We start from the raw sequence: 12,830 nt of genomic DNA, 5'->3' as shown, positions 1-12,830 counted from the left end.
AAGCATGAACCATTATTTAGCAGAATTTATCGGCACCACCCTTCTCCTTCTTTTAGGCAATGGGGTTGTGGCCAACGTTATCTTAAAAGGCACAAAAGGAGAAAATGGAGGGTGGATTGTAATCACGACCGCATGGGCACTTGCAGTCTATTTAGGTGTTGTTTTTGCCGGCCCATATACCGGAGCCCATCTCAATCCTGCGGTAACCATTGCCGTAGCCCTTAATCATGGCCTCCCTTGGATGGAAGTACCTGGCTATATTCTCGCACAAATTGCCGGTGGTTTCTGTGGCGCGATGTTGACCTACATCATGCACAAAGACCATTTCGATGCAACAGCAGACCCAACGACCAAACTTGGTGTTTTCGCTACTATACCCAACATCCGAAATACATCAACAAATCTAGCAAGTGAAATTATCGGAACCTTTGTGTTGATTTTTGTAATTTTCTTCATAACAGGTCAAGATGTCACCATTGACGGAAAAACAGCTCCCATTGGCATGGGCTCCCTTGGTGCGATACCCGTTGCATTCCTCGTGTGGGCCATCGGTCTCTCCCTAGGCGGAACTACGGGATATGCCATCAATCCTGCCCGGGATTTTGGCCCACGCTTATTTCATGCGCTTTGGCCAATCAAAGGAAAAGGTAGCTCCGACTGGTCTTATGCCTGGATTCCAATCCTAGGACCGATCTTGGGCGCCATTTTAGCCTTTGCACTGTATACCTGTATAAAACCGGCCTAATCAAGGTCGAGCTGCACGAACAAAATAAAAGGGATTCAAAAATTGAATCCCTTTTATTTTATTATCCACGCTTGGGTTTTCTATGACCGTATTCACGATCCCGATCAAACGTATTCATATGGCGTTCCTTCTTCACGGGATACACATCATCAATTACAATCAAAATACCTTTTTCTTCTACCGTACCAAACTCATCATTACGTGCAGTGCCAAATGATTTCATCGTAGGCGATAGGTTCATATAGGTATTGATCAACGGTGGAATATTCTCTCCCAATGCTCTCACATGGCTATTTAACACCTTATATCCTTCTTTATAATCCAGCCCATCAAATACGCCGACAAAGCGATCGTAATCATTTTTGATTTCCAATTCCGGAAGAGGAAGAACCAATTTATCATGGTCAGGAAAATAATAGTCCATAAAATAAAGCAACATATCCCGTGCATCTTTATTATAATGTGGATACATGGTCACTTTACCAAAGAGGTATTTAATTTCAGGGTTAAGCATCACCAAAGCCCCTAAACCGTCCCAAAGATTGTCCAATGAAAAAATTCCTTTTCTATTGTCGATGGCTGGTTGGTACTTAGGCTGTACAAACGACCGCCCCAACTCTATGGTGTAAGGTAGATATTCATTCGTAAATAATTCGGAAAACTGAAAATAATGTGCTGTTGATAAATTGGGTATGCCGTTTACTTCACCAGCCTCGGCACATTTGATCACCCTATAACCGGCAACCACCTCTTCATCTTCGGGATTCCATGCGATCAACTGATCGTAACAATCTTCGCATGTATCATTTTCATCGATATCAATTGAAAGTCCTGTACCTCCCCCTGCGCCACGAAAAGTCAACTCCCGCAAACGCCCAATTTCACGCATGACATTTGGCGAATTATGATAGTTGATTAAGTATATCTCGTTATTTCCATTGTTGGTATATCGTAAGAAGACTTCTTTATTCAATTCGGTCTTCAATAATTCTCTATCAACTGGAGGTATAATTTCTTGCATAAATTCTATTTTTCTTGAGCCAATCCATAAACCCTTCTTTTCACTTCCTCAGCCCAAGTTTTTTCGTTTTTTGATTGATCAAACGCTGTATAAGGGATTCTTTCTCCTACTATAATATTGACGGTATGTCCGCGTTGAGCAAACATTTCATCAGGTAAATATAACATTTCAATGTTTACCTTGAGACCCAATTTCTGTCTAAGCCTTGCAAAATTATAAAAAAACTTAGAGTTTTTACCGTCAATCAACACCGGAATGACATCTTTTTTATATTTTTTTGATTTGCTAATAAAACTTTTTTTCCATTCGAGGTCTTCTATGCGGCCATCGTTTTGTTTTCTGGAAACCAAACCTGCAGGAAATACCAGTAGCGCATCGTCCGCTCCATAGGCCTCCTCAATCGCAGAGATCGCCTGTTTCCCTTGCCCCCCTAACTTATTGACACCGACAAACAAAGGCCTCAAATTACCTATATTTAAAAGAATATCATTAACCAAGAACTTCACATCGCGCCTATATTTACCTATAGCGTGCATAAATGCAATACCATCCAATCCTCCCAAAGGGTGATTGGACGCAAAAATAACCGGATCCGATACGGGGATATTTTCTGCCCCATACAAATTGACCTTGACATCCAGATCGTTGATCAATGCATCAACAAAATCCAAGCCTTGAAGATCTGCAAAGCGCGTCATAATATCATTTATCTCGTCCTCATGAATTGTCCTTTTTAAATAATTAAGTAAAAAAGACGGAATCCATTTAGCAAGCCCCGCATTTTTTTTGTGAATAACTTCACGTATATCAATAAACTTTTTACTCTCGCTTGTGATCATCAATCTTACTGTTCCAATTAAAAATACTTCTCCTCCATTTAGGCCCCGTTTTATGCCTATTCCAATTCGTTGACAAAAATAATAACAGAATGGTAATAAAAGTACAATTTTAAACTTTAAAATTGTACTTATTTGCAATTATGTAATCTTTCGCTGTTCTTCGTATTTTAGGTATTACAAGCAATCAATGAATTACGCATAAATCTGATCTGTAAAATTTCTTTTCACCTACTTTTTTTATTAAGTTTGAGTATGCTAATAAGTCAATTTCTTTCAAATGCTGATTTCAGTATTCAAAATGCTGATTCAATACAACAAGCGCTAGAGAAGCTGCAAGATATGCTTTGTAAAGAATTAGTCGTTTTAAATGGTGACGACTATATTGGCCTGGTTAATGAAACCATCTTATTGGATGCGGAAGATGAAGATGCTCCCCTTTCATCCATAAAAATAAATACAGCCCCCATACAACTGAAGTTTAATCAACACCCCTATGATGCCTTGGTGATGATAACTGTATATAATAGTACAATCATCCCTGTTTTAGATCAAGACAACAAATATATTGGTGTGTCAACGCAATTAGATATATTAAAGGCAATAAGTTCAATTCAATCGCAAAATGAATCTGGGGCTATTATTGTGTTGGCAATTGGCCTACATGATTTTTCACTTTCACAGATTGCACACCTTGTTGAAAGTGACAATTGTAGAATACTCAATTGTGCGACCAAAATAAATTTGGAAAGTGACAACATTGAAGTTACCCTTAAAGTCGACAAGTCGAACATTAATGCATTACTGAATTCATTCCTAAGACACAACTATTTAGTTCTTGAAACCCATAATACCATAGCTGCATTTGACGACACTGCCGACCGTTATCAGCAGCTCATGAATTATATTAACATTTGATTAGGATTAGTTTTTTCTCATCTTTGCCCCATAAATTGAAAACAATATGAGAATCGCAATATATGGAAGAGAGTTTCAGCCCTCTGTTATACCACATGTGAAACACTTATTTGAATATCTTGTCGATAAAAATATTGAGATCTGGGTCTATGATCCATTTCATGAATTTCTGCTATCACAATTGGAATGTGCCTTTAACTTCTCAACATACAATACCTATCAAGAAATCAAAGACGATATTGACATTATGTTGAGTCTGGGCGGAGATGGAACCATGTTATCTGCTGTTTCCTTGATTAAAGACTCCGGAATTCCAATTGCAGGAATAAACTTTGGACGCCTCGGCTTTTTAGCGTCCATCAATAAAAATGATTTTGAGGATGCCATCGAGGATATACTGAACCAGCGTTTTACCATACAGAAGCGCGTGCTGCTCTCTGTAGAATCTGAACAGCTTAACTTGTTTGAAGGCAATCATTATGCCCTTAATGATATCACCGTATTTCGTTACGACAGCTCGGCCATGATTACGGTCAATGCACGCATCAATGGCGAACTACTGAATTCATACTGGGCAGATGGACTAATTATCGCTACACCTACCGGATCCACAGCCTATTCATTGAGTTGCGGCGGACCTATTATTATGCCGGAAAGTGGCAATTTTGTCATTACCCCCATCTCTCCGCACAATCTCAATGTGAGACCCATTGTCATCTCGAATCAGTTTACCCTTGAATTGGAAATAGAGAGTCGAAGCAATCAATACATCTTAAGCTGTGATTCCAAAAACGAGTCTATTGATACATCTGTAAAATTAACCATTAAACAGGCTCCATTTACTATTAATCTGATTAGACTCCCCCATGAAAGCTTTTTCAGTACGCTGCGGGAAAAATTACTTTGGGGCATCGATGTCAGAAATTATTAGGCTATCAATTCACTTCGCACAAGCTCGCTTTGTATGAAGAGAAACACACAAAACAATCTTTCTACATATTGTCCTTCTAAATTTCCAATTAAAAATCGATATTTGGAAGAAATAAAGAAAGACGGAATAAGAACATCCGGAATAGAAATCCAAGTGCGATAATTAATCAATGAAAAGTACGTTAAACAAACAATAATCATTGGTAGCAATACAGGAAACCAAAAGTAGGTTTTAAAACGCCAAAATAGCATTGATGCCTAAGGTGTTCATTTTATTGAAAACAGCAAAAATGAGTTTTTTAGATCAGATAGATAGTATTAAATTGCCACAGCATATAGCCATCATCATGGATGGCAACGGCCGTTGGGCAAAACAGAAAGGGAAACTTCGCGTATTTGGGCATCAAAATGGTGTAAAAGCAGTACGAGAAGCATTAGAAGGATGTGTAAAAGCAAATATTAAATTTCTGACACTTTATGCATTTTCTGCAGAAAACTGGAATAGGCCTAAGCTCGAGGTAATGGCACTCATGGAGCTATTGGTTACTTCCCTTAAAAAAGAAATCAAAACTTTTCAGGAGAATGGCGTCCGTTTGAATGTCATTGGTGATATCACCAAACTACCTTCCAATGCACAAAAGAAGCTACAGGAAACCATAGAAGCAACGAAAGAAAATACACACTGTACATTGACATTAGCGTTGAGTTACAGTTCCCGACAAGAAATTGTAGATGCCGCCCGGAATCTAGCCCAACAAGTAAAAGACGGAAAACTCCATGCGGAAGAAATCAACGATGAGTTATTCGCTGCAAACCTCTATACACAAAACCTCCCCGATCCTGACCTGTTGATACGTACCAGCGGAGAATTGAGAATAAGCAACTTCCTACTTTGGCAAATTGCCTATTCAGAATTATGCTTCCTTGATAAGATGTGGCCTGAGTTTACGAAAGAAGATTTATTTAAATCCATCGTCGATTACCAGCAACGCGAAAGAAGGTTTGGAAAAACAAGTGAACAGTTATAAAGATTTTATTAAATTTGACCACTGATTTGAATAAAAGCAAGCTGGTTAAATTTTCTTAATTAACAAAAATTAACAAACGATTGGTGTACTTTAGCGCCAATAATTATAGATAAATGAAGCGTATACTACCCGTAATACTATTTTTTGGCCTCTCATCAATGCAGCTTGTCTACGGACAAGACAAAGGTGCGTTCAATTTAAATGACCCAGAAAAAATCAGCTATCTCAATCCTAAAAACTATGTAATTAGCGCTATTGATATAACTGGAACACAATTTTTGGATAAAAATGTATTAATTACAATATCTAAATTGTCAGTAGGTCAATATTTGGAAGTTCCAAGTGAGGCAACTGCAAAAGTAGTAAAGGATATGATGGCTCAAGGCCTCTTTGATGATGTCGAATTATGGGCAGATAAAATTGAAGGTGAAAATATATTTTTGACCATCCGTGTAGTAGAACGTCCTCGTTTAACGCGTATTGATATTAATGGCCTAAGTAAAAGTCAGACCGAAGAAGTTCGCAAACGTTTAAATAGCAACACCGGTAAAATTGTCAACGAAAACTTGATGAACACCACACGTGCTACGATTCAACGGTTCTTAAAAGAAAAGGCTTTTTTATATCCGGAGATCACCCTAAAAACAGTGAAAGATTCGGCACAGGCTAATAATGAAATACTTATTGCCGATGTGGATAAAAAACATAAGGTAAGAGTCAAAAAAATGACGTTTACAGGGAATGAACATTTTTCTCAACAAGAATTGAGAAAAATGGCCAAGCCCATCAAGCAAAAAATGTGGTATCGCATTTTCGGTCCTGGAAAGTTCAAGGAAGAAAAATACAAAGAAGGTAAAGAAAACCTAATCAAGAAAATGGCCGCCAAAGGCTATCGTGATGCCACGATCTTGAAAGATACGGTTATTCGCGATGGTGAAAAAAATGTGCTGGTTAATTTTGACATCTATGAAGGTCCTAAATATTATGTAGGTAATATTGTTTGGACAGGTAATGCAAAATATTCGGATACCCTACTGAATAAAATTTTAGGGGTTAAACGTGGTGATGTCTTTTCGGAAGAAAAGTTAAACGCCAAATTGTTAGGTGGTGGTCGAAATGCAGATGACATCTCTTCAATCTATATGAACGATGGTTATCTTACGTTCTCAGTAGACCCCGAACAAACGCGTATTTATAACGATACCATCGATTTAAATTTACGTGTTTATGAAGGTGCTCAATATACCATCAATAACGTTATTGTTAAAGGTAATGATGTAACCAACGACCGTGTTGTATTACGTTCTATTTATACAAAACCTGGTCAAAAATTCTCAAAAGAACAAATTATGCGCAGTGTGCGTGAGATTGCGCAGTTGGGAAATTTTGATGAGCAAAAGACAAACCCAGTACCGACAAATCTAAATTATGCGGATGGTACAGTGGACATTGTTTACAATGTGACTGAAAAACCTTCGGATCAGGTCGAGCTTTCGGGTGGTTATGGTGCCGGTCAGATCATCGGTACGTTAGGTTTAACATTTAACAACTTCTCTACCAGTAATTTCTTTGATAAAAGTTCCTGGAAACCGCTACCACGTGGAGATGGACAGAAGTTGAGTGTCCGTGGTCAAACTTCGGGTAAACGTTATCAATCGTATAGTTTCTCTTTCTCCGAGCCTTGGTTGGGTGGTAAAAAACCAATTTATTTTGGTTTGAGCGCCTATACTTCGAGTTCATCATATGGTGGGTTTAACTACTATACTGGCGAGCAAATTGTTAAGGATTCCGAGTTGAATCGTATTTGGATGACTGGTATTACCGCAACATTAGGTAAACGCTTGCAATGGCCAGACAACTGGTTCCAGGCAAATACTTCCTTGTCATTCCAACGTTATAAGCTTCAGAATTATGGAAATTACTTCCTATTTGATAATGGTACAGCCTATAACATCAACTTGACGCAAGAGTTTAGCCGTAATTCGATCGATGCTCCTATCTATCCTACTTCGGGTTCAAACATCAAATTCTCGGTGCAATTGACGCCTCCATATTCATTGTTCAACAACATTGATTATAAAAATGGTTCGGCTCAGGAACGCTACCGTTGGACAGAGTACCACAAATGGAAATTTGACTCGCAATGGTATGCAAAAATTGCGGGAAAACTTGTTTTCAAAGCACAAGCTCAATTTGGTTTCTTGGGTAAATACTCCAGCAAAACTGAGATATCAACTTTCGAGCGTTTCAAAGTCGGTGGGGATGGTATGCAAGGGTTTGATTACCTACAAGGATCTGAAATTGTTGCGTTACGTGGTTATGCAAATGGTGTAATCATTCCTGAAGGAACACAAAATGTGAATGTGGCACGAAATTCAGGTAGTCCAATCTATACGAAATATCAAATGGAATTACGTCACCCGGTGATGTTAAATGATCAGGCAACAGTTTACGTATTGGCTTTCGCTGAAGCGGCAAATACCTGGAACAAGTTCACCGAATACAACCCATTTAAAGTACGTCGTTCTGCAGGTGTTGGTGCCCGTATCTTCTTACCTATCTTCGGTATGCTAGGAATAGATTACGGCCATGCATTCGACCCTATCCCGGGTTTACCAAGCAGTACATGGAAACAAAACTTTACATTTAGTATCATGCAAAATATGGGTGGATTCTAATCTTTGTTGATCCAATCCTGTCGAAATAAAATAAAAAGCTATCGCAAGAAATTGTAGATAGCTTTTTTGTTTTAAGATTATTTTCCAATAAATCATGCATTTTTCTTTCATTTCCACCCGATCGGATTAAATGCGAAATCACCCTATATATCTTATAAATTTTCTTATATTGAGTGCGGTTATGATCACCGAAAAAAGAAGCTATAAACAGCACTCAGGCAACTAGCATTGGAGCATTCTTCAACAAGTTAAATAGTGTTAAACCCGAGAAATATCTGTTAGATTGCTTCTTTTTTCTTATTTTTGAGCCGTAAATTTACGTAGAGCGGTTTTCTCGAATTAAACTTTTGGGATTATCCGAAGTCATAAGGTAAATTAGTGTTAAATAATAAAAAGTATAGTCTATAAAAACTTACAGGAAATATGAAAAAAATATTGTTAGTTATAGCTTTTGTAGTCGTGAGTGCTACAGCGACATTTGCCCAACAACTTGCATATGCTGATTCAGAATATATCCTAAAACATATTCCTGAATATACGACTGCACAGAAACAGTTAGATGACCTATCTAAGCAATGGCAGGAAGAAGTGGATCAGAAATATGCTGAGATTGAAAAACTATATCAGGCTTATCAAAAGGACCAGGTTTTATTAAATGAAGATATGCGTCGCCGCCGAGAGGATGAAATCGTGACAAGAGAAAAAGAAGTAAAAGACTATCAAAAACAAAAGTTTGGATTTGAAGGCGACCTCTTTAAAAGACGTACTCAATTGATGAAGCCTATTCAAGACCGTGTAGCAAAAGCTATCCAAGATGTTGCTTCGGCCCAGGGAATTGATTTTATTATGGACAAGGGCAATGAGTCTACTTTTCTCTATGCCAATCCAAAATTGAATAAAAGTAATGATGTCATTACAAAATTAGGATATAAACCCAATCCGAGTCTTGCAAACTAAGCGGGAGTTTATTATCATTGTGAACACAAATAATAATAGTAGTAATTAATTAGAAAACTAAAAGATTGCCATAAAGATGGCTCATTAGATTAAAATGAAAAGCATGAAAAATTTATTAAAGGGTGCGGTTGCTTTAGTGGCAGTATTTTTCTCAACTCAATTCGCAAATGCGCAACAAAAGATTGGTCATATCAATTTTGCTGAAATTATTCAGTCAACATCTGAATTTAAAACAGCTGAAGGGCAGTTGAAGACATTGAGTGATGGTAAAACCAAAGAAATTCAAGATATGGTTACCATCTATCAAACAAAACAAAAAGATGCAAACGATAAATTGCGTAACAGAAGTGAAGCAAATAAAGATACGGTTGATCCAGAAATCAACAAAATAGGTCAAGAATTACAAGATATCCAAGCGCGTATTCAAACAGCACAACAAGCTGCTCAAGAAGACTTGAACAAAAAAGAAGAAGAATTAATTGCACCTATACACAGAAAAGTTGGTGAAGCTGTAAATGCTGTTTCTAAAGAAAAAGGTATGGCTTATGTATTTGATATTTCAAGCACAAATATTCCTTATTTCCAAGGCGGAGAGGATTTAACTGCTGCTGTAAAAACAAAATTAGGTATTTCAGCTACAGCTGCTCCTACTGCTGCTCCAGCAAGAAAATAAGCTAGTATACAAGGCAATAAAAAAGGGATTATCGATATCGATAATCCCTTTTTTATTGCCTATCTATTTTCCCAATGGCAAGTGAATTTCAATCAGCGTAAAACGCCGACAGCACCAAATACGCTCCAGTTCTACAGCGAAAAGAATAAGGTAAACTCAAAAGCTTATCGAATCAGTCAAATTATAGTGTAAATAAAAATCTGCTGCTTGATTTTCTTGCATTTACCAGCTAAATTGTAGATATTGGTTCGGAAAACAAACATATCTACCCTAATGAAAACTTCATGGTCCCAAATTTGTTCATTAACTGACGAATATGAGGTACCCAGGAAAGCTTCGTCGTTAAAATGATTTTATTCGCATGAAAAAGAAAGTAATTGAGGATAATCCTAAAAAAGAAAGAAAGGTAACTTCCGGTCCTATTCGCGACAAAGAACGCACCAAGGCGCGAATGATCGCTGCTGTCGGAAAGGTAATTCAGAAAAAAGGATACCATGCATTGAATGGGCCTAATATTGCTTTGGAATGTGGACTGAACAAAGCATTAATATGGAATTATTTTGGCGGTCTCGATCAACTGGTGGAAGCTTACCTAACACAAAAAGATTTTTGGCAAATCGGAGACAAGGGCGTATTGGAACAAATGATCACAAACCCGGGCTCCATCAGTATCTCCTTGATAGAAGAATTGCTTAAATCTCAATTTAACACCTTTTTGAAGGATAAGACGAAGCAAAAAGTTATTCATTGGGGACTGGGCGAAAAAACAAAAGCCCTTAAAAATATAGCCGACAGAAGAGAATTGCTCGGCGAAGAACTATTTAAACATGTCGATTCAAAATTCGAAAACTCCGAAAACGACCTTAGAGCGACATTAGCGATTTTAGTCAGTTCAATTTATTATTTGAGCCTTCAGGCAAAATCTACAGGTAGTACATTTTGCGGTATTGATGTAAATACCGAAGCAGGAAAAGAACGAATTCAGAAAACGATGCGTAAAATATTAGAACAGACATTTTCTGATGTTGAGCTGTAGTCTACTCAGATACAACTAGAGAAAACGTCCAAGAAGAAATAATTCCTTCTGGACGTTTTTCATTACAGCCTAAATTCACCATTAAAAAATTCCAATAATTTATCGTGTTAGGTCCTCATTTTTGATTTATTTTTACTATGTTAGCATAACAAAATAATATAGTATATTTGTTTATAACCAAGATACAAGCATATGATAGGTCAACTAATATTTGCGGTTTGTTTCGCTGTAGCATTGTTTCTTTTTAGCAAAAATGCACAACAGATTTATCGTAATATCAAGCTAGGCAGACCGGCAGATCGTTCGGACAGATCCGCGGAGCGTTGGAAAATGATGTTCCTCGTCGCCTTTGGTCAAAAGAAAATGTTTAAGCGTATTTTCCCCGCAGTCCTACATTTATTTGTATACCTTGGATTTGTCATCATCAATATTGAGATGTTGGAGATTGTCATAGACGGGCTTTTTGGTACACATCGTATCTTTTCATTTCTAGGGGGTCTTTATAATTTCCTGATTGGGGCATTTGAATGGCTCGCGCTGGGTGTACTGGTATCCTGTCTCATCTTTTTATTTCGGAGAAATATTGCTAAAGTAGCTCGCTTAAATAGCGCGGAATTGAAACATTGGCCCAAGACGGATGCAAATATTATTTTAATCACAGAGATTCTTTTAATGTCGGCTTTCCTACTGATGAACGCTTCTGATCTTAAATTGCAACTCTATGGCTTTGCACATTTTAAATCGGCAGGTTCCTTTCCAGTAAGCCATTATCTTCTTCCATACCTTCCTACTTCGACGGAGGCCTTATTTTTAATAGAGCGGTCTTGTTGGTGGTTTCATATCCTAGGTGTACTTGCCTTCTTAAACTACCTCCCCTATTCCAAGCACCTTCATATTATTTTGGCTTTTCCGAACACCTATTTTTCTAATCTGAACGCAAAAGGCAAACTATCCAATATGCCAGCTGTGACCAATGAGGTTAAGGCAATGCTTGATCCGAGTTTCACCCCGCCTCCAGCAGATGCAAATGCACGCTTTGGAGCCAAAGATGTCCAGGATTTAACCTGGAAGAGCTTATTGGATGCATATACCTGTACTGAATGTGGACGTTGTACATCTTCCTGCCCCGCAAATATAACGGGAAAGCTGCTGTCCCCACGAAAAATCATGATGGATACAAGGGATCGACTCACTGAAGTCGGTACGAATATCAAAACAAATGGAAGCTTTCAGGATGACGGAAAATCTCTCATTGACACTTACATCAGTCGAGAAGAGTTATGGGCCTGTACAAGCTGTAATGCATGTGTAGAACAATGCCCGGTCAATATTAATCCTTTGGATATTATTATTGAGCTACGCCGCTTTGCTGTTATGGAAGAATCACAAGCTCCTGCGAGTATTAACAATATGTTTGGAAATATTGAGAATAATGGTGCCCCTTGGAAATATGCGCAATTGGACCGCGCCAATTGGACTCAACAACAATAGTTTTATGATGGAAAATGAATTAAAAGTTCCCACAGTTGCAGAACTGTTGGCCAAAGGAGAAACTCCTGATATACTATTTTGGGTAGGTTGTGCAGGGAGTTTTGACGAACGTGCACAGAAAATTACGCGCGATATCTGCAGAATATTACAACATGTCGGTTTAAAATATGCCATCTTAGGTACAGAAGAAAGTTGTACGGGCGATCCTGCCAAAAGAAGTGGAAACGAATTTCTATTTCAAATGCAGGCCATGATGAACATCGAAGTACTCAATGGCTATGAAATCAAAAAAATAGTAACGGCTTGCCCACACTGTTTCAATACCTTGAAAAATGAGTATCCATCCCTAGGTGGTAACTATGAGGTCATTCATCATACACAATTGATCCAAAACCTGATCAATGAAGGAAAATTAAAAACAGCAGATAACAACTTATTCAAAGGAAAGAAGATAACCTATCATGATCCCTGTTATCTTGGTCGTGCGAATGAGGTCTATGAGGCGCCGAGAAAAGTA

The 12,830-nt window shown here is 37.9% G+C and carries 12 protein-coding genes; 10 read left to right on the top strand and 2 right to left on the bottom strand.

Translation table 11 applies throughout. From position 1 onward, the window contains the following. Positions 1-4: 4 nt before the first annotated feature. The gene (locus tag B3H30_RS21790; RefSeq protein WP_070569215.1) at positions 5-745 is read left to right on the top strand and encodes an MIP/aquaporin family protein; all 741 of its coding nucleotides are present in this window, start codon (positions 5-7) and stop codon (positions 743-745) included. Positions 746-806: 61 nt separating this feature from the next. Here B3H30_RS21790 and B3H30_RS21785 read toward each other — a convergent pair whose 3' ends face one another. Then, entirely contained in the window at positions 807-1,766 is a 960-nt protein-coding gene (locus B3H30_RS21785; RefSeq protein ID WP_046671934.1) for a GNAT family N-acetyltransferase, read from the bottom strand. A gap of 5 nt (positions 1,767-1,771) precedes the next feature. Continuing rightward, positions 1,772-2,605, bottom strand: a complete 834-nt coding sequence (locus tag B3H30_RS21780) for a 1-acyl-sn-glycerol-3-phosphate acyltransferase (protein WP_070569211.1) — start codon at positions 2,603-2,605, stop codon at positions 1,772-1,774. A 252-nt stretch (positions 2,606-2,857) separates the two neighbouring features. On the opposite strand from B3H30_RS21780, the gene B3H30_RS21775 reads away from it, so the two are divergent. From B3H30_RS21775 to B3H30_RS21735, 9 genes are all read left to right on the top strand, one after another. Further along, positions 2,858-3,520: a CBS domain-containing protein gene (locus B3H30_RS21775; RefSeq protein ID WP_286732580.1), complete on the top strand. Its 663-nt coding sequence runs from the start codon at positions 2,858-2,860 to the stop codon at positions 3,518-3,520. Between the two features lie 46 nt (positions 3,521-3,566). Continuing rightward, positions 3,567-4,451 carry an NAD kinase gene (locus B3H30_RS21770; RefSeq protein ID WP_070569204.1) on the top strand — a complete coding sequence of 295 codons (885 nt, stop codon included), beginning with the start codon at positions 3,567-3,569 and terminating at the stop codon, positions 4,449-4,451. Between the two features lie 289 nt (positions 4,452-4,740). Beyond that, positions 4,741-5,478, top strand: coding sequence for an isoprenyl transferase (locus tag B3H30_RS21765; protein ID WP_046671941.1), 738 nt, complete (start codon positions 4,741-4,743; stop codon positions 5,476-5,478). A gap of 113 nt (positions 5,479-5,591) precedes the next feature. Further along, positions 5,592-8,156: an outer membrane protein assembly factor BamA gene (bamA, locus tag B3H30_RS21760; protein ID WP_070569198.1), complete on the top strand. Its 2,565-nt coding sequence runs from the start codon at positions 5,592-5,594 to the stop codon at positions 8,154-8,156. Positions 8,157-8,579: 423 nt separating this feature from the next. Beyond that, positions 8,580-9,113, top strand: coding sequence for an OmpH family outer membrane protein (locus B3H30_RS21755; RefSeq protein ID WP_046671928.1), 534 nt, complete (start codon positions 8,580-8,582; stop codon positions 9,111-9,113). Positions 9,114-9,216: 103 nt separating this feature from the next. Further along, positions 9,217-9,786 (top strand): OmpH family outer membrane protein, encoded by a 570-nt coding sequence (locus B3H30_RS21750; RefSeq protein ID WP_070569926.1) that lies wholly within the window; start codon positions 9,217-9,219, stop codon positions 9,784-9,786. 361 nt (positions 9,787-10,147) lie between these two features. Continuing rightward, positions 10,148-10,822, top strand: a complete 675-nt coding sequence (locus B3H30_RS21745; protein WP_070569195.1) for a TetR/AcrR family transcriptional regulator — start codon at positions 10,148-10,150, stop codon at positions 10,820-10,822. 192 nt (positions 10,823-11,014) lie between these two features. Next, positions 11,015-12,313 (top strand): 4Fe-4S dicluster domain-containing protein, encoded by a 1,299-nt coding sequence (locus tag B3H30_RS21740; RefSeq protein ID WP_070569191.1) that lies wholly within the window; start codon positions 11,015-11,017, stop codon positions 12,311-12,313. Positions 12,314-12,320: 7 nt separating this feature from the next. Further along, on the top strand, positions 12,321-12,830 hold a 510-nt coding region (locus B3H30_RS21735; RefSeq protein ID WP_286777349.1), incomplete at its 3' end, for a (Fe-S)-binding protein.

Source organism: Sphingobacterium sp. UBA7038 (assembly GCF_002494055.1).
In the GTDB taxonomy this organism is placed as follows: Bacteria; Bacteroidota; Bacteroidia; order Sphingobacteriales; family Sphingobacteriaceae; genus Sphingobacterium; species Sphingobacterium multivorum.
The sequence above is the reverse complement of the archived record's forward strand: the minus strand, read 5'-3'. Positions and strand labels throughout refer to the sequence as shown.